General features: G+C 51.9%; 14 protein-coding genes. 6 read left to right on the top strand and 8 right to left on the bottom strand.

The window, feature by feature from the left end; translation table 11 throughout:
- Window position 1 precedes the first annotated feature (1 nt).
- Complete coding sequence (locus KKH3_RS07615) at window positions 2-922, top strand: ABC transporter permease (protein WP_234991515.1); 921 nt, start codon at window positions 2-4, stop codon at window positions 920-922.
- A 402-nt stretch (window positions 923-1,324) separates the two neighbouring features.
- Here KKH3_RS07615 and KKH3_RS07610 read toward each other — a convergent pair whose 3' ends face one another.
- The 4 genes from KKH3_RS07610 to yieE form a co-directional block, all read right to left on the bottom strand.
- Window positions 1,325-2,314, bottom strand: coding sequence for a 2-hydroxyacid dehydrogenase (locus KKH3_RS07610; protein ID WP_080756523.1), 990 nt, complete (start codon window positions 2,312-2,314; stop codon window positions 1,325-1,327).
- Between the two features lie 471 nt (window positions 2,315-2,785).
- Window positions 2,786-4,897, bottom strand: coding sequence for a TonB-dependent receptor (locus KKH3_RS07605; RefSeq protein WP_039357689.1), 2,112 nt, complete (start codon window positions 4,895-4,897; stop codon window positions 2,786-2,788).
- 341 nt (window positions 4,898-5,238) lie between these two features.
- Window positions 5,239-6,714: an amino acid permease gene (locus KKH3_RS07600; protein WP_039357687.1), complete on the bottom strand. Its 1,476-nt coding sequence runs from the start codon at window positions 6,712-6,714 to the stop codon at window positions 5,239-5,241.
- A gap of 135 nt (window positions 6,715-6,849) precedes the next feature.
- Window positions 6,850-7,722, bottom strand: coding sequence for a DNA-binding transcriptional regulator YeiE (gene yieE / locus KKH3_RS07595; protein WP_010294758.1), 873 nt, complete (start codon window positions 7,720-7,722; stop codon window positions 6,850-6,852).
- 120 nt (window positions 7,723-7,842) lie between these two features.
- Here yieE and KKH3_RS07590 point away from each other — a divergent pair, with 120 nt between their 5' ends.
- Both KKH3_RS07590 and nfo read left to right on the top strand, forming a co-directional pair.
- The gene (locus tag KKH3_RS07590; protein ID WP_052201316.1) at window positions 7,843-8,916 is read left to right on the top strand and encodes a YeiH family protein; all 1,074 of its coding nucleotides are present in this window, start codon (window positions 7,843-7,845) and stop codon (window positions 8,914-8,916) included.
- 68 nt (window positions 8,917-8,984) lie between these two features.
- The gene (gene nfo, locus KKH3_RS07585; protein ID WP_039357684.1) at window positions 8,985-9,830 is read left to right on the top strand and encodes a deoxyribonuclease IV; all 846 of its coding nucleotides are present in this window, start codon (window positions 8,985-8,987) and stop codon (window positions 9,828-9,830) included.
- 131 nt (window positions 9,831-9,961) lie between these two features.
- Here nfo and fruA read toward each other — a convergent pair whose 3' ends face one another.
- Genes fruA through fruB form a run of 3 tightly spaced genes read right to left on the bottom strand, consistent with a single transcriptional unit; the run spans window position 9,962 to window position 13,742 of the window.
- Window positions 9,962-11,656 carry a PTS fructose transporter subunit IIBC gene (gene fruA, locus KKH3_RS07580; protein WP_039357681.1) on the bottom strand — a complete coding sequence of 565 codons (1,695 nt, stop codon included), beginning with the start codon at window positions 11,654-11,656 and terminating at the stop codon, window positions 9,962-9,964.
- 17 nt (window positions 11,657-11,673) lie between these two features.
- Window positions 11,674-12,612: a 1-phosphofructokinase gene (fruK, locus tag KKH3_RS07575; RefSeq protein ID WP_039357678.1), complete on the bottom strand. Its 939-nt coding sequence runs from the start codon at window positions 12,610-12,612 to the stop codon at window positions 11,674-11,676.
- Window positions 12,609-13,742 carry a fused PTS fructose transporter subunit IIA/HPr protein gene (fruB, locus tag KKH3_RS07570; protein ID WP_039357676.1) on the bottom strand — a complete coding sequence of 378 codons (1,134 nt, stop codon included), beginning with the start codon at window positions 13,740-13,742 and terminating at the stop codon, window positions 12,609-12,611. Before fruB ends, fruK begins: the two co-directional genes overlap by 4 nt.
- 335 nt (window positions 13,743-14,077) lie before the next feature.
- On the opposite strand from fruB, the gene setB reads away from it, so the two are divergent.
- Window positions 14,078-15,256: a sugar efflux transporter SetB gene (gene setB, locus KKH3_RS07565; RefSeq protein WP_039362257.1), complete on the top strand. Its 1,179-nt coding sequence runs from the start codon at window positions 14,078-14,080 to the stop codon at window positions 15,254-15,256.
- Window positions 15,257-15,266: 10 nt separating this feature from the next.
- Here the strand turns inward: setB and KKH3_RS07560 are convergent, their stop codons facing one another.
- On the bottom strand, window positions 15,267-15,521 hold the full coding sequence (locus KKH3_RS07560; RefSeq protein ID WP_039357673.1) for a YkgJ family cysteine cluster protein: 255 nt from the start codon (window positions 15,519-15,521) through the stop codon (window positions 15,267-15,269).
- Window positions 15,522-15,684: 163 nt separating this feature from the next.
- Between KKH3_RS07560 and yeiP the strand changes: the two genes are divergently transcribed.
- Both yeiP and KKH3_RS07550 read left to right on the top strand, forming a co-directional pair.
- Window positions 15,685-16,257: an elongation factor P-like protein YeiP gene (gene yeiP / locus KKH3_RS07555; protein WP_039357670.1), complete on the top strand. Its 573-nt coding sequence runs from the start codon at window positions 15,685-15,687 to the stop codon at window positions 16,255-16,257.
- A gap of 84 nt (window positions 16,258-16,341) precedes the next feature.
- On the top strand, window positions 16,342-17,343 hold the full coding sequence (locus KKH3_RS07550) for a CobW family GTP-binding protein (RefSeq protein ID WP_039357667.1): 1,002 nt from the start codon (window positions 16,342-16,344) through the stop codon (window positions 17,341-17,343).
- The last annotated feature ends 14 nt before the right edge of the window (window positions 17,344-17,357 follow it).

The following is a 17,357-nucleotide window of genomic DNA, read 5'->3' as shown; positions in this document are numbered from 1 at the left end:
CATGCTGATCACGGTTGTGGCCCTGATTGCGCTCTTCGGGTTAGCGTCGGACAACTTTCTCGACCCGTACAACATCATCAATATTCTGCGTTCTATCGCCATCGTTACGGTGATTGCCATTGGTGTTTCTATTTCGTTGTCCGTGGGCGGATTCGACCTTTCCGTAGGATCGACAGCCTCGCTGGCTAATGCGCTGGTTATCTCGCTTTTCGTCTGGCATGGATTCGGCACTACCGGGGCAATTGTCCTGACGCTGCTGCTGTGTACGCTGGTCGGGCTATTCAACGCCTTCCTCATCGTCGTGCTCAAGATTCCCGATATGCTGGCGACGCTCGCCAGTCTGTTCGTCATTCAGGGCGTGGCGATGACTTACAGCTATGGCGGTTCCATCACGCAGAACATGGTGCTGCCCAGCGGTGAAATGGCAGAAGGCGTCATTCCTGAATTCTTTGCCACATTAGGTCAGGTGCCGGTCATTGTTGTCATCATGCTGGCGGTAACGGTACTGGTACAGCTGTATCTGTCCCTCACCAAACACGGTCGCCGGATGTATGCGATTGGCGGTAATCCAGAAGCCGCGCGGCTGGCGGGCATTCGCACCGCACGTTATCGGGTGCAGGCTTATATCTTTTCTTCACTGCTCGCGGCACTAGGCGGTATCTTGCTGGCATCGCGCATCGGTTCTTCGCAGGTCAATGCTGGAGGCGGCTATTTGATGGATGCCGTTGCCGCCGCCTACATCGGTTTCTCGCTGGCGGGATCCGGCAAGCCCAACGCGCTGGGTACGCTACTCGGTGCCGTTATTCTTGGCGTCTTGCAGAATGGATTGGTGATGCTCTCCGTGCCTTATTACGCGATGGATATAATCAAAGGTCTGGTTCTGGCACTCGCATTGGCAATGACGTATATCCAGAAACGCTAATAGCGATAGCTTTCAGTAACGTCTCGTCTCCGCCCCGTTCAGACGATCTGGGGCGGATGACAATACCATCCATCCATCCGTTTTCTCATTAATCGAGTCTTACCGCCGAAAAATATCAATACACTCACTCTATTATTTACTTCCGTTATTATTAAGAAATAAATATTCTCTCACACAACCACGAGGTGATTCGGAATAATCACAACTAATAACGCTTTCACTTTAGGTCTGACGCGCGCTGTTTTTATTCCCTGTGGATATAGCGAGAACGACATAGATAATCGACTATGAAATATTCACCCCGTTGAAACGTTCAATTTTGATAATCAATTAAAATTGATGAATATCATAATTCCTCTGCCGGGCAATATTCCTTCCTACCCGGCGAAATCAAATTACACCTTATTTGTATCCATTCTGCTGAGCATACTCATCAATATTTTCAATCGTCTTTTCCATCAACAATTGCAATGATGAGGCAGAAGTCCACGAGATATGCGGAGTAATCAGAAGATTAGGCAGGGTTTTCGCCGCAACCATTAATGGGTTGTCTTTTGCTGGCGGTTCTTGCGTCAGGCAGTCTAATGCTGCCCCCGCAATGACACGCTGCTGCAATGCCGCTGCCAGCGCATCCTCATCAATCAACCCACCTCTGGCGGTGTTAATAATAAACGCGGTGGGCTTGCACAAAGCGAGCGTCTCCGCATTAATCAGATGCTTCGTGCTCGCATTGAGTGGGCAGTTAAGTGAAATCACATTAGCCTGCCGCAGAACCTCCTCAAACGGCAGATATCCGGCACGACACTGTGAGACGCCCCGGTGCTCGGCAAAAATCACCTTCATCCCCAGCGCCTGTGCCAGACGCGCGACTTCCCGCCCAATCGTACCCGCCCCGATGATACCCAGCGTAGCGCCAGCGATATCCTTGACCGGATGATCAAAATAGGCAAATTGCGACTGACTGACCCAGCGGTCCCCCAGTTGATCGCGATACCACGCCATCAGGCTGTGCTTTAGCGCGAAAATCATAGCAATCACATGCTCAGATACGGCTTGCGTCGAGTAGCCCGGCACATTTTTGACCGTGATACCCAGTTCTTTGGCGGCAACAAGATCGATATTGTCAGTACCTGTTGCCGTTACGGCAATCAGCTTCAACTCAGGCAACGCGGCCAAGGTGTCTCGCGTTAATAGGGCTTTATTCGTGATGATAACGTGGGTGTCTTTTGCTCGGGCGATAACGTGATCGGGCGAGGTATAGTTATATTCAATCCATTCATGGCGGCATTGTGGACGCCTAAAACTCGTCTTCTTCAGGAAAATGGTTTCAGGCAGTGAGCCTTTATCCAAAAAGGTAATTTTTAACATCATCATGCCCTGGTTGCTATTCATACACTGATTTCCGATTGCAGATATCAAGGGCTCTACAGTCGGCAATCACGACAGGTATTCTCATACAAAAATAATGAATTAAATTCTCTGTACGACACAAGACAACGAACGTATGAATAACGTTACACTTCCTGCCTCATCGGAAATCCATCACTCCGTAACGTGAAGCGTAGTCAGCATTAAAGCAATTAACAATACCTAATATAATGAATTTCATTCATTGACATTGTTCGCGTCGATATTCAGAAATATCACAAAAAAATAAGTGCTAATGATATTCACTCATTGTTCTCAGGATGCGGGAAAAGGAAGGAAATAATAAGGGTGATAGCAAAGCCCGGCCGTTAATCAACAGGAATAAATGCGCGAGAAAAACCGCAGAAGTGGTGCAATGGCTTTTGAGGGGGAAGAAAGCGGAGTGAAAGTCATTATCCCCCGGAACAGGCTTGCCCATTCAGGGGAACGATGTCATCAGAAATTGACGTTTACCGATACCCAGTAATTGCGACCAGGCAGGACGGAGCCTGTGGTTACCTGACTTGATGTAAAGTAATCACCCGCGGTTGTCGTACCCGTTCCGACCGGGAAGACATAGGTTTTGGTGAAATCTTTGTCCAACAGGTTATTAACCGATCCGTTCAATGTGACATCCTTGGAAATCTTATACGAGCCACCGAGATTCACGACGGTGAATGATTTGAAATCCGAGCCGAGATTGTCATGAACAACCTTGTTTGCCGCGCTTAGCTGATCGTAATTTTCGGTGAAACGTGCCGTTTTACCGCGATACTCCGCTTTAAGCCAGGTGCTCAACTGCTCGTTCACATTCCAGTTTAAACGCGCATTGGCCATGTGCTTAGGCGTATTGGTCAAGCGAGCACCGGGATTTTCTCCGCCTTTTTGCTCGCTGTCAGTAAAGGTGTAATTCACATTCAGCGTCCAGTTATCCGACCATAACGGGATCGTCGAACCCAGCTCCAGACCTTGCGTGTCCGCTTTACCGATATTGCGGAAACCGATGGTATTGCTATCTATATCATAGCTATCGATTTTATTACTAAAATGGTTATGGAATAGCGTCGCATTGGCTGAAAAACCGCTGAAATGCTCGTAGTATGCGCCCAACTCTGTATTGACGCTTTTTTCCGGTTTCAGGCTAGGGTTACCAATCGTGTTACTCTGCCCCTGACGGGAAACACCACTAATACCGTTGTGCAGTTGGGAAAGTTTTGGCGTTTTATAACCCGTACTTATGCCCCCTTTAATCGTTAATTCATCCAGAGCATTCCACACCAAATAAGCACGCGGGCTCACATGGCCACCGAAAGCTTCATGATGTTCGTAACGTGCGCCTGTCGTCAGCGCCAGAGAGTCAAGCAACCGCCATTCGTCCTCAGCGAACAATGACCAGGAGTTCTGCTCAAATTTCTCTCCGCTATTGACCTGAACCACGCCGTCCTTCATGACCGAATTCCAATACTGACCGCCGACGCTGAGTAGATGGCTGTCGCCAATTGGAGAAACCACCTTAGTGTCCAGAATCAGATTGGTGTTTTTCAACAACCGCTTATCACCCGCATGATTAGCTCTTACCGTCGCATCAGCAATAGCAGCACCGGGAATAAGTCGGCCTTTCGTTTCCGTTTGATTGAAGGACAAGCTGGAATTCCAGGTGCCAAAATCGAGCTGATTGTCACTTCCCAACGTCACTTTGCGACGCTCATAACGCAGCGTATCCTCGTAACCGCCAGATGCGCCGAGCGTCCCTAGCTGACCTTGCTTGTTATCATATTTCTGGTTGCCGATTTCCCCATCCAGCCACAGGGTATTACGGCTATCCAGCAGCCAGGATAACTTGCCACCCAAAAGGTAATTGTCAGACTTAACCGGGTTCGGGCCACGCATACTCAGTTCTTGTCCTGTCGAGGATGAACTCACCGCTGATGCATCGCGGCGTAAAATGTTGCCGCGCAGGGCAAGCCCTAGCTTGTCTTCAATCAGCGCACCGCTGGAATAAATCGAGAACTTGGAAGCGTCACCATAGTCTCTGTCTTCCTGGAAGGTATGATCCAGCGTGATATTTCCGACCCACTCTTTCGACGCTTTCTTAGTGATAATATTCACCACGCCGCCCATCGCATCGGAACCATACAGCGTTGACATCGGCCCACGGATAACTTCAATGCGTTCTATCGCCGCCAGCGGGGGAATGAAGCTGGTATTCATCGTACCAAACCCATTCGGCGTAACATCTGATGAACCGTTCTGGCGAATACCATCCACCAGAATCAGCGTATAGTCGCTCGGCATGCCGCGAATACTGATGTCCAGACCGCCCGTTTTACCCGTTGAACTCCGTACATCCACGCCTTCCACGTCGCTGAGCGCTTCACCAAGATCGTTATATTTACGCTTAGTCAGCTCATCCTGACTGACAACCGAAATACTTGCTGCCGCTTCGGTGATTTTTTGTTCATAGCCAGAAGCCGTTACAACCAGCGTATCATCTTGTGCGGCGATAACTGGTGTAGATACCGTTGTAGCAAGCGCCAATGCCACCGATTTTCTTATATTTATTGCCATGTATCTGTGTCCTCAAAAATGAAACATTTACATTGAGTTTTTTTGTCGAACACATTGTAATGATTGAGCAATAATTGTAAATGAAAATTAAAATCATTTACATGCGCAATAAAAATAAAGAATGATTGATATAAAATAACTAATAAACAATAAGTTAATCATCACCACCAATCATTAAATATCGTTAATGAAGAATTACCTTAACGAATCAAGGTGAATAAATTTGATTTAAATCAACATACACTCGCGAGGAAAGATATGGGCGTAACAGCAGAACAGAAAAAACCAATAAAAAAGGCGACGCCCGTCAGGGAGTCGCCTGTTAACCGCGTTCTTACGGTTTAGTCTTTATGATCGGGGTACGTCATATCCTGATACTTAATAAAGCGCGTGCCACGAAACAGCTTATAGCCGAACCAGATCAGCAGAAACAGCGGAATACCGATGTAGGTCGCCGTCACGCCATACCAGTCGATTTTATCTTCCAGAAACGCCTGATAGTTCTGACCCAGTGTAATAATCAGGCAGAGCACAAACGCAAAGATGGGTCCCAGCGGGAAAAAACTCGATTGATAAGGTAGACGGTTGAGATCATGGCCTTGCATAACATAGCCACGACGGAACCGGTAATGGCTGATTGCGATCCCCAGCCAGGCAATAAAGCCTGTCATACCGGACGTATTCAGCAGCCACAGGTAAACCGTTTGGTTGCCATATAAAGAAGACAGGAAACACAGCGCCGCCACCACGGTGGTTGCGTACAGCGCATTACGCGGCACGCCGCCTTTTGACAGTTTAGCGAAAATACGCGGCGCTTTCCCTTCCGATGCCAGCGTAAACAGCATACGCGTAGAGGCGTACATCCCGGAGTTACCCGCCGACAGCACCGCCGTCAGAATGACCGCATTCATCACTGCTGCCGCTGACAGCAGGCCAGCGTTTTCAAACACCAGCGTGAACGGGCTCACCGTAATGTCTTTTACATCATTACGCAGCAAATTCGGATCGGTATACGGAATGATTAAGCTGATAATCATAATCGCGAAGATGTAGAACAGCAGAATGCGCCAGAAAACCTGACGAATGGCGCGCGGAATGTTTTTGCTTGGCTCCTGAGATTCCCCAGCCGCCACGCCGATCAGTTCCGTTCCCTGAAAAGAGAAGCCGACGATCATCGCCACACCGATCATGGCAGAGAAGCCGCCAGCAAACGGCGCATCGCCGATTTCCCAATTGTGGAATCCAGCATTTTCCGCCCCGCTCATGATGCCCGTAATCATCATCACGCCAACGGCAATGAAAATGACGACCGTGACCACTTTAATCAGCGAGAACCAGTATTCCGCTTCGCCAAATCCTTTCACGGAAATGTAGTTAAGCAGGAACATCAACGCCAGGAACAGTGCGCTCCAGACCCAACCGGAGACGTCGGGGAACCAATATCCCATTACCAGTTGCGCCGCCACCAGATCGACCGCGATAGTCACCGCCCAGTTGTACCAGTAGTTCCAGCCCAGCGCAAAACCGAACCCCTCTTCTACATAGCGAGAACCGTAGCTGGAAAATGAACCGGAAACCGGCATGAACGCCGCCAGCTCACCCAGACTGGTCATCAGGAAGTAAACCATCAGCCCAATCAGGGCATAAGACAGAAGTGCGCCACCTGGGCCTGCTTGTGAAACCGTCGCACCCGAAGCGACAAATAACCCGGTGCCAATCGATCCGCCAATGGCGATCATCGTTAAATGCCGTGCTTTCAGTTCACGGCGCAGGGTCGGTGCGCCCTGTGTTGTTTGTTGAATATCGTGCTGAGCCATTGTTATCCTGCATGCTCGTGCTAAAAATCGAGGCGGGATTGTAGCAAATCGCGTTGTGCTGAATAGTTAAGATCGTCGAGTTATAAGAGAGGTTAATAACTCGCGTCCGATTATTAGCAGCAGAAAATATTTGCGCTATGGTGTTTCGCAGCAATAACTCAGGAAACGCTGTAGCACATTTGAAAGATGTTTCTGCCGGTGATGAACCAGATACAGCGTCCGCGTGAGTTTAGGCAGCGGCACCTTCAACTCCACCAGCGACCCTGACGCCAACTGCTCGGCAATGACATGCCGTGACAGGCAGCTGATGCCAATCCCGTGGCGAACCGCATGTTTAATCGCCTCTGAATTACCTAGTTCCATCACCAGATGGAAATGCGAAAGATGCGTCAGCAGCAGATGATCCAGCACTTCGCGCGTGCCTGAGCCGCGTTCACGCAGGATCCAGTGCGCATCCGCCAGCGCCGTTAATGATACAGAGCCCCGGCTGAGCGGATGTTCGGGAGAACAAAACACCACTAACTCATCTTCCAGCCAGGGTTGAGTAATCAAATCAGGGTGATGGCAAGGCCCTTCGATCAAGCCCAAATCGACACTGAACTCAGACACGCGAGTAATCACATCTTTCGTATTACCAACATGCAGTTCCAGCGGAATATCGGGGTAGTCATGACGATAGCGAGCAATCATCGCAGGCAATAAATAGTTGCCGATAGTGCTGCTGGCATACACACGCAGCGCGCCATTATCACGCCGGAAAAGTTGCTCAATTTCCATCGACTGTTCAAGCAGTGCCAATGCCTTGGGATACAGCAGGCGGCCATGTTCATTAACTACCAGACGCTTGCCAACGCGATCGAAAAGTTGAACACCCAACTGCCCTTCTAAATCCGCCAGAGCAGCGCTGACAGCCGATTGAGACAGGGCAAGCACAACGGAGGCCTGTGTCGTTGAACCACTTTTCAGGACTTCGGCAAAGACTTCCAGTTGACGTAACGTGATATGCATAGTGCGCTCTTTATCTAAAATACTTATAGGTTATAAATATATAATCAATTTCTCTTTTAATCTCGTGGATTATAAGCTGGCTTCTCAATTTTCGGTACGGTCAGAATAGGCACCAAACTCATGGCTCTTCCTGCGACATTACCTGTGATAGCCCCACCCGATGGAGCAAAAGCGCGATTGCCCGGTCTGCTGTTAGTCAGTTTAATAACTTTTTCGCTCCTCTGGCTGGCAAATATTCCGAAAATCGCCCATTGGGGACCTGGCTCACTGACATTGGCGATCCTCATTGGGATCGTGCTGGGAAATAGCGTTTATCCGCGTCTTCACCCTCTGTGTGACCCGGGCGTGCAGTGGGCCAAACAGCATTTACTCCGCTGGGGTATCATACTTTATGGTTTTCGCCTCAGCTTTCAGCAGGTTGCTGCCGTTGGCTTTACCGGTGTCGCCGTCGATCTTACCGTGGTTACATTGACCTTTCTACTCGCCTGCTGGATGGGCAAGCGCTGGCTGAAACTCGACAATGAAACCGTGATTCTCATCGGTGCTGGCAGCAGCATTTGCGGCGCGGCGGCGATCATGGCGACAGCTCCCGTTGTCAAAGCGTCCAGTAATGCGATTGCCGTCGCGGTTTCCACCGTAGTGATTTTTGGTACGACAGCGATGTTTTTGTACCCGTGGCTTTATCAGCTCAATCTCGATCATCATTGGATTGAGGTCACACCACAGATCGTCGGCCTGTACTTTGGCTCAACGATACACGAAGTCGCTCAGGTTGTTGCCGCCGGACATGCCGTCGATGGGGCAACGGAAAACATCGCCGTCATCAGCAAAATGCTGCGCGTGATGATGCTGGCGCCTTTCCTTCTCATTCTTGGGTTTTACCTGAAAAAAACGGCGCAAAAAAATGACGCGGAAGCGGCTATTCCACTGATGTTCCCGTGGTTTGCTTTGGGGTTTATTGCCGTAGCCGCCTTCAATTCTTTCCAGCTACTGCCTCCTGCACTCGTCACACAGCTAGTACAACTTGATAATGTGCTGTTGACCATGGCGATGGTGGCACTAGGGCTCACAACCCGCTTCAGTGCAATCCATCAGGCAGGCGCAAAGCCGCTGCTGCTGGCACTTGTTCTGTTTCTCTGGCTAATCGTTGGCGGTGCAGGCATCAATCTGTTCTTCGCGCATTTATTCGGCTAACGATAAATTATTTACCAGTTAACGCCTCATTAACCTGCATAATGTCCTCGTTATCAGAGGAGACCAATATGAAATACATCGGGGCGCACGTTAGCGCATCTGGCGGAGTCGATCAGGCCGTGATTCGCGCACATGAGATAAAGGCGACAGCTTTCGCCTTGTTTACCAAGAATCAGCGCCAATGGCAGGCCGCACCGCTCAGCACAGAGGTCATCGACCGTTTTAAAGCCGCCTGTGAGCAGTACGCCTACACGCCAGCACAGATTCTGCCCCACGATAGCTATCTGATTAATCTGGGTCACCCGGACGCCGAGGCGCTGGATAAGTCACGTATCGCGTTTATTGATGAAATGTCTCGCTGCCAGCAGCTTGGGCTGAGCCTGCTGAATTTTCATCCCGGTAGCCACCTGAAACAGATAAAGGAAGCAGACTGTCTGGCACGTATCGCTGAGTCGATTAACATCGCGCTGGCGGAAACGGATGGCGTCACCGCCGTAATTGAGAATACCGCCGGGCAAGGCAGTAATTTGGGATTCCGCTTTGAGCATCTGGCAGCCATCATCGACGGCGTAGAAGATAAAAGCCGCGTCGGCGTCTGTATCGATACCTGCCACGCGTTTGCCGGTGGCTATGACCTGCGGACAGAAGCCGATTGCGAAGCCACTTTCACTGAATTCGATCGCATTGTTGGGTTTCGCTATCTGCGCGGAATGCATTTGAATGATGCCAAAAGCGCGTTCGCCAGCCGTGTTGACCGGCACCATAGTCTGGGGGAAGGCAATATCGGCAAAACCGCTTTCCGCTATATTATGAAAGATACCCGTTTTGACGGTATCCCGATGATTTTGGAAACGATCAACCCCGATATCTGGGCTGATGAAATCGCCTGGCTCAAATCCGAAGCCCAGCGCTAGTTAGCTGCTTGACTCCATAATAGTAAAAAGCGCCAGTTGGTTTACCCAACTGGCGCTATATCATCCACATCCTTGTGTTATGGCATTACTTTTTATTCACGACGCCGTTTCCTGCATCGTAAAAGTCAGACTTACGCGACTTTCGCCAGTTGTTCATCAGAGCGTTTCAGCAGTGCGTACAGCACGCCAGCGACGACAGTACCCGCAATGATCGCTAACAGGTAGCCGATAACCGGGGTAATCGCGCCAGGAATTAACAGCACGAACAGACCGCCGTGTGGTGCCATCAGCTTAGCGCCCACCGCCATAGACAGTGCGCCAGTCAGCGCGCCACCGATGATGCAGCAAGGCAGAACGCGCATTGGATCACGCGCTGCGTAAGGAATCGCACCTTCGGAAATAAAGCACAGGCCCAGAACAAATGCCGCTTTGCCGCCTTCACGCTCGGTGGGGTTGAATTTCTTGCTTGCCAGCACGGTCGCCAGCCCCATTGCCAACGGTGGCACCATACCGGCGGCCATGACGGCAGCCATCGGCGCGTAAATCTGGCTACTGAGCAAGGTCGTACCGAAGACGTAAGCCACCTTGTTAACCGGGCCGCCCATATCCGTACACATCATCGCACCCAGAATCGCACCCAGGATCACCGCATTCGCCGTACCCATGGATTGCAGCCAGCTAGTCAGGCCAATCAGGATTTTCGCCACCGGCGTACCGACGACGTAAATCATGATAAGACCAGTGATCAACGTAGCGAACAGCGGAATAATCAGGATCGGTTTTAGCGCCGTCAAACTTTGCGGCAGAATCAGTTTATTGTTGATCGCTCTGGCAATATAACCCGCCAGGAAACCGGCAATAATGCCCCCGAGGAAGCCTGCGCCCGTGCTCACCGCCAACATCCCGCCAACCAGACCCGGCGTTAAGCCCGGACGATCCGCAATGGAGAACGCGATATAGCCCGCCAGCACGGGTACCATCAGAGCAAAAGCAGAACCACCGCCGATCTTCATCAGCGCCGCGGCCAGCGTACCTTCCTGTTTAAAGGCTTCAATACCAAAGACAAACGACAGCGCGATACACAGACCGCCCGCCACCACCATCGGCAGCATGTAAGAGACGCCGGTCAACAGGTGGCGATACGGGCCTGCTCCACCTTTCTGTGCAGACTCGCTCACGCTTGACGCGCTGGCTTGCCCGGACGGCTGATACACTTTCGCTTCAGACTGCGCTTTATCTAACTCCTGCGCGGTCTTCTTCAGTGCCAGCCCGGTCGAGGTGCGATACATCTTCTTGCCAGCAAACTTCGCCAGATCGACTTCAATATCCGCAGCAACGATCACCAGATCGGCCTGCTCAACTTCCTCTGGGGTAATCGCGTTGCCCGCGCCAACAGAGCCGCGCGTTTCCACTTTAACCCACCAGCCGCGTTTTTTGGCTTCGCTTTCAATCGCTTCTGCTGCCATAAACGTGTGCGCGACACCCGTCGGGCACGCCGTTATTGCAACAATACGCTTGGCAGCGGCGGTCTGCTGCTGAACGGGAGCTGACGCTGCGACCTGATAGACCGTGGCTTCAGCCTGCGCTTTCGCTAAAAAGGCTTCCGGCTGCGAAACAGCCTGTTCGATATCACCGACATAAACCTGCTTGCCATTCAGTGCGCTATCCGCCGCGGCGGACGCACCCAGAACGATCGCCAGTTCAGCGTCGTGAGCTTGTTCTGTAAACGTCACCCCTGCTTTCGCAGCGGCAGCGCCGAGTAGGTTCTTCACCAGTTGGCTTCTCGCCAGGCCCAGTGATTTATCCAAAATCAGCAGCGTTTTCATTTTTATCTCCTGCTGTATCAGTTAAAGGGTTTGAGGTCGACACGCGCCATCATTGCGGCCAACTGAGGACGATCGGTAATACCAACATTACTTTGGCTGACGGCCAGCGCTGAAACCGCTGTCGCCAAACGCAGAGTGTGCTCACTGGACTCACGCATTAATAGGCCATAAATCAACCCCCCAACCATGGAGTCGCCCGCCCCTACCGTACTTACCACATCACAAGCAGGTGGCAAAGCCCGCCACGCGCCCGATGCATTCACCCACAAGGCACCTTCTGCACCCAGTGAGATCACAACATGCGCGATACCCTGCTCACGCAGCGCGTGGGCGGCATCCACCACATCAGCCAGCGTAGGTAATTTACGCCCAGCCCATATCTCCAGTTCCCGGCGGTTCGGTTTCACCAACCAAGGAGAGGCTTTCAGTCCCGCCACCAGCGCTTCACGGCTGCTGTCGAAAATAATGCAAGGACACTGCGTACGCAGACGAGACATCCAGTCAGTAAACGCATCAGGATCGACGCCAGCAGGCAGGCTGCCGCTCACCGCGACCATGTCGAACTGCCCCAGCCAGCTCAGCGAATCATTCACGAAACGCTGCCAGTCCTGCTGTGTCACTTCAAAACCGGAAAAGTTGAAGTCGGTTACATCGCCATCTTTTTCGGTTAATTTGACATTAATACGCGTACGTCCTGGCACAACCTGGAAACGGTTGGCAATGCCCAGCTCGCTGAACAATTGCTGAAAACCATCCTGGTTGTCTCTCCCCAGAAAGCCACCTACCGTGACATCAATCCCGAGATCTTTCAGCACCTTGGCAACGTTGATCCCTTTGCCTGCGGCGTGCAGACCCGCTGTTTGAACCAGATTAACTTCGCCTTTTTCAACTTCCGGGCAATAGCCAACCAGGTCATAAGCTGGATTCAGGGTGATTGTGGCTACTCTCCTGCTCATGCTGCCCCCTCGCCCAAACCGGACGTAATCGCGTCGCCAATCGCGGCCAGTGCTTGTTCCGCATCGCTACCGCTGGCGGTGAAACGCAGTTTGTGACCTTTTTTCACGCCCAGTGCGACCACTTTCATCAAGCTGCGGCCATTTGCCGGTTTACCCGTGCCATCCAGATTGGTGACGGTAATGTCACTGCTGAACTGCTTGATCACGTTCACCAGCATCGTTCCCGGACGCGCGTGCAGGCCGTGTTCGTTGCGAATGGTAAATTCTGCCGTCAGCACTTCGCTTTCTTCCGGTACGTCGCTGGTCAAGAGTGCAAGCAGCGTCGGGGCATCAGCCGTCAGCAGACGTTCTGCTTTTTGCGCAATCAGCAGGTTGCTCAGGTAATCGATCGGCGCAAAAGCCTGATCGTCGGCGGCGGCCACCGTCACCAGCAAGGCCACATTTTCACCGTCAACGCTGAAAGGCGTAACTGGACGTGCCACTGCCGCCGCGCTGCTGAGGTTACCAACAGCACTATCGCTGAACCACACACCCTGTCCCAGATTCAGCGGCTTGTTGCTGACTGCGGTGCTGACGAAGCTGGCGTCGGCTGCGCCGACCTGCTGAAGACGACCCGCGTTCAGCGCCTGAAGCGTCAACAAATTGTCGGTCGCCACATCCAGTGCAATCAGCGAGGTATCAAAGCGGAACTCCGCCAGTTGTTGCTCGCCCATCAGCAGGCTACGCAGCTCTTCTGCTGATGTGGTGCTTGCCAGACGTGCCGCGACGCGATCGTCGCTCAGGACGTGGGTCAATTGGCGCAGCAACGCCAGATGTTCATCAGAGCGGGCTGCAATACCCAGCACCACGTAGGCGGTTTGATCTTCACCCCAAGCGATACCCTGAGGAAACTGAAATACTTGAACCCCGGTCTTCAATACCAGATCGCGGGTATCGGTTGTGCCGTGAGGGATAGCAATGCCGCTTCCCAAATAGGTGGATGTTTGCTGTTCGCGCTGTAGCATGCCGTCGACATACCCTGCGTTAACGCACCCGGCCTCGGTCAGTGCTGAAGCAACAAGCTGGATAGCTTCCTGCTTATTGCTGGCCGCTGCGCCCAAATGAATATCTTGCTGTGACAACTGGAACATGGCTCTCCTCTCTTGCTGAAAGTTGAATCGTTTCAGCTTTTATGAGAAAAAAAATGTGTCGATTGTTAGGACGTTTCAAAAAAAATTCCGCTGAAACGTTTCAAAAGTCTCATTCTATTCCATCATTTATGCAAGCTTTCTACGCTGCTGACGTAACAGAATTTTGACATCACGCACATTTTAACGTGGATGACGCGCTGCCTGCCAACAAAAACCATCCAATAGCTGAAACCATGCTGACGAAAAATAATGAAACAAGATTTCTGTTTCATTATAAACCCGAGTACTATGTCGCGCTCGACAGCCTCTGCCTATTCTCCAAGCGCTATCAATTTATGTTCACTCCTGCAAACACAACGCGACGTCCGCCTGACCTGACATCGTCAGCATTTTTAGTTATCGCCTTTCTGACCGGAACGGCCGGTGCTCTGCAACTGCCTACGCTCAGCCTCTTTCTTTCCAGCGAAGTACAGGCTCGTCCTTTCCTGGTCGGGATGTTTTATACCGGCAGCGCGGTTATCGGTATTGTCGTCAGCCAAATGCTGGCCACGCGCTCAGACCGTCAGGGCGATCGCAAATCACTGATCTTCGTCTGCTGCCTGCTGGGCGCATTGGCCTGCATGCTGTTTGCATGGAACCGTAACTACTTTATTCTGCTCTTTATCGGCGTGTTGCTGAGCAGCTTTGGCTCAACCGCCAACCCACAGCTCTTTGCGCTGGCGCGGGAGCACGCGGATAAAACCGGTCGTGAAGCGGCGATGTTCAGCTCCATCCTCCGCGCGCAAATTTCTCTCGCCTGGGTTGTCGGCCCACCTATCGCCTTTGCGCTGGCACTGGGATTCGGCTTCACGGCGATGTATCTCACCGCCGCCATCGTCTTTATCCTATGCGGCATTCTGGTCAAACTCTTTCTGCCTTCCATGCCGAAAACCGTGGAAAAGACCACTTCCACGCTGGAGTCACCGCGCCGCAACCGCCGGGATACGCTCTTGCTGTTCGTGGCGTGTACCTTAATGTGGACCTGCAACGGCATTTACCTCATTAATATGCCGTTGTATCTGGTGCATGAACTGCATCTGCCGGAAAAGCTGGCAGGTATCATGATGGGTGTGGCCGCAGGGTTGGAAATTCCGGTGATGCTGATTGCCGGTTACGTTGCCAAACGCTTCGGTAAACGTTTCCTGATGCGGCTTGCCGTTGCCTCTGGTTTGCTGTTCTTCGGCGGCTTACTGGTTCTTGATGGCGAAATAGCGCTGCTGGCGTTACAGGCATTGAACGCGATCTTTATTGGCATTCTGGCCGGAATCGGCATGCTTTATTTTCAGGATTTGATGCCCGGACAGGCGGGTGCCGCGACAACACTGTTTACCAATACCACACGCGTTGGCTGGATCATCTCCGGTTCACTGGCTGGGATTGTTGCTGAAATCTGGAACTATCACGCCGTCTTCTTCTTCGCGTTGCTGATGATCGCCGGTTCCATCTATTGTATGTGGCGCATCAAAGACGCCTGATCGCCGCGCGTTAAGGGGCGGTGTCGGCTTCCAGTTTGAGCAGATAAATCATCGCCTCATCACGATGGCTGAAACACATATCCGCGCGCGGCTTCAGCCCCGCGCAAACCGCAGGCCGCTGTGGGGAATGAAACAACCCGCAGCGCATCGCATCATCAAGATGAATACAGGGCGTGTTTGCAGGCTTGCCGTGCGGCAGACCCGGCATAGGCGTTGAAATCGATGCTGCGATGCAGCAGGCACCGCAATGGGGGCGACAGTCCATCAGCAGGCTCTCCGGTGGGCTGACAAAAGATAGAGAGCGCCACGATAGCAGCCCCGTCACCAAAAACCAATATCAGCCCTTTTATCTTATCACTTGCCTGAATTCTCCGGCGCGAGTAACGTGTCGCCACAAAAATCACACTCCTTATAGCAGGTAAATTTTTATGGCAAGAGCGAACGAGATCAAACGCGGAATGGTCGTTAACTATAACGACAAGTTATTGCTGGTAAAGGACATCGACGTCCAGAGCCCCAGCGCCCGCGGTGCCAGCACACTGTACAAAATGCGCTTTTCTGATGTCCGTACGGGTTTGAAAGTGGAAGAGCGTTTTAAAGGCGACGACATTATCGATACCATTACGCTGACGCGTCGTACGGTCACCTTCTCTTATATTGACGGCGACGAATACGTCTTTATGGATGATGAAGACTACACCCCGTACCTCTTCAAGAAGGATCAAATAGAAGACGAGCTGCTGTTTATCCCTGAAGGCGGCATGCCAGGCATTCAGGTATTGAGCTGGGACGGCCAAATCATCGCGCTGGAACTGCCACAAACGGTCGATCTGGAAATTGTTGAGACGGCACCGGGCATTAAAGGTGCGTCCGCCAGCTCACGCAACAAACCTGCGACGATGAGTACCGGTCTGGTTATTCCCGTTCCAGAATATCTGAGCGCAGGTGAAAAAATCCGTATTCATATTCCAGAACGTCGCTACATGGGTCGCGCAGACTAACATTCTACATAGTGCTTCGCGCACAATACTTGTCGCCGGATGACCAATCCGGCACACGCCCCTCCTCCCCCATAGGAGCCTGACATGCTAACGAAAGTCAATTTGATTACGGGATTTCTGGGTAGTGGAAAAACCACCACGATTCGTCATCTTCTGTCGCAAAAGCCTGAAGACGAAGTCTGGGCGGTGCTGGTCAATGAATTCGGCGAAGTGGGCATTGACGGTGCTTTACTGGCAGATAGCGGTGCCGTTCTGAAAGAAATTCCCGGCGGCTGCATGTGCTGCGTGAACGGCTTGCCGATGCAGGTCGGCCTGAATATGCTGCTGCAACAGAAGAAGCCCCATCGGTTGCTTATCGAGCCTACAGGGCTCGGCCACCCGAAACAAATTCTCGCCTTGCTAACGAGTGATAGCTATCAGCCCTGGCTGACATTACAGGCGACGATGTGTCTGCTAGATGCGCGTCAGCTAAGCGAAACCCGTTACACGGAAAATGAGAACTTCCGCGATCAGCTTGCCGCCGCTGATATTATTATCGCCAACAAGCGCGATACCTATACCGCCGACGATCTCGCGGCATTACAGGGGTGGCAACAGACAAGCGGCGATGGTCGACAAATTATCGAGGCTAGTCAGGGAAACGTTGACCACCAGTTGCTCGACCAACCGCGACACCATTCAGCGCAAGAGCGTCTGCGCGAATTGCCCGATGGCGCCCACCACCACTCGCATAAGCCAACAAATGGCCTGGCCGCGCTACAATTACCGGGTGGGCAGTCTTGGCGCCGCTCTCTCAATCAAGGGCAGGGTTACCACGCTTGCGGCTGGATATTCGCACCTGAAACCGCTTTTGATACCGCCGCCCTGCTGGACTGGGTGCGCCTTTCTCCCGTAAGCCGGGTTAAAGGGGTGATGCGCATAAAAGAAGGGACGCTAGTCGTCAACCGTCAGGGACACGATCTTCATATAGAAACCCGATCGGCGGCTCCCATTGATAGCCGTATCGAAATCATTAATGAAACACCCGCAGAATGGAATACGTTACAAGCCTCGTTGTTAAAGGCTCGTTTAGCTAACGTGGACTAAACTGGAGTTTTTCG

Source organism: Pectobacterium actinidiae (assembly GCF_000803315.1).
Classification (GTDB): Bacteria; Pseudomonadota; Gammaproteobacteria; order Enterobacterales; family Enterobacteriaceae; genus Pectobacterium; species Pectobacterium actinidiae.
Note: the sequence above shows the minus strand (reverse complement) of the source record. Positions and strands in the feature narration are given on the sequence as shown.

Excerpts from the sequence above, each read along its gene's own strand:
- KKH3_RS07615 (WP_234991515.1), top strand. The coding sequence starts at position 2 with ATGCTGATCACGGTTGTGGCCCTGATTGCGCTCTTCGGGTTAGCGTCG.
- KKH3_RS07610 (WP_080756523.1), bottom strand. The coding sequence starts at position 2,314 with ATGAATAGCAACCAGGGCATGATGATGTTAAAAATTACCTTTTTGGAT.
- KKH3_RS07605 (WP_039357689.1), bottom strand. The coding sequence starts at position 4,897 with ATGGCAATAAATATAAGAAAATCGGTGGCATTGGCGCTTGCTACAACG.
- KKH3_RS07600 (WP_039357687.1), bottom strand. The coding sequence starts at position 6,714 with ATGGCTCAGCACGATATTCAACAAACAACACAGGGCGCACCGACCCTG.
- yieE (WP_010294758.1), bottom strand. The coding sequence starts at position 7,722 with ATGCATATCACGTTACGTCAACTGGAAGTCTTTGCCGAAGTCCTGAAA.
- KKH3_RS07590 (WP_052201316.1), top strand. The coding sequence starts at position 7,843 with ATGGCTCTTCCTGCGACATTACCTGTGATAGCCCCACCCGATGGAGCA.
- nfo (WP_039357684.1), top strand. The coding sequence starts at position 8,985 with ATGAAATACATCGGGGCGCACGTTAGCGCATCTGGCGGAGTCGATCAG.
- fruA (WP_039357681.1), bottom strand. The coding sequence starts at position 11,656 with ATGAAAACGCTGCTGATTTTGGATAAATCACTGGGCCTGGCGAGAAGC.
- fruK (WP_039357678.1), bottom strand. The coding sequence starts at position 12,612 with ATGAGCAGGAGAGTAGCCACAATCACCCTGAATCCAGCTTATGACCTG.
- fruB (WP_039357676.1), bottom strand. The coding sequence starts at position 13,742 with ATGTTCCAGTTGTCACAGCAAGATATTCATTTGGGCGCAGCGGCCAGC.
- setB (WP_039362257.1), top strand. The coding sequence starts at position 14,078 with ATGTTCACTCCTGCAAACACAACGCGACGTCCGCCTGACCTGACATCG.
- KKH3_RS07560 (WP_039357673.1), bottom strand. The coding sequence starts at position 15,521 with ATGGACTGTCGCCCCCATTGCGGTGCCTGCTGCATCGCAGCATCGATT.
- yeiP (WP_039357670.1), top strand. The coding sequence starts at position 15,685 with ATGGCAAGAGCGAACGAGATCAAACGCGGAATGGTCGTTAACTATAAC.
- KKH3_RS07550 (WP_039357667.1), top strand. The coding sequence starts at position 16,342 with ATGCTAACGAAAGTCAATTTGATTACGGGATTTCTGGGTAGTGGAAAA.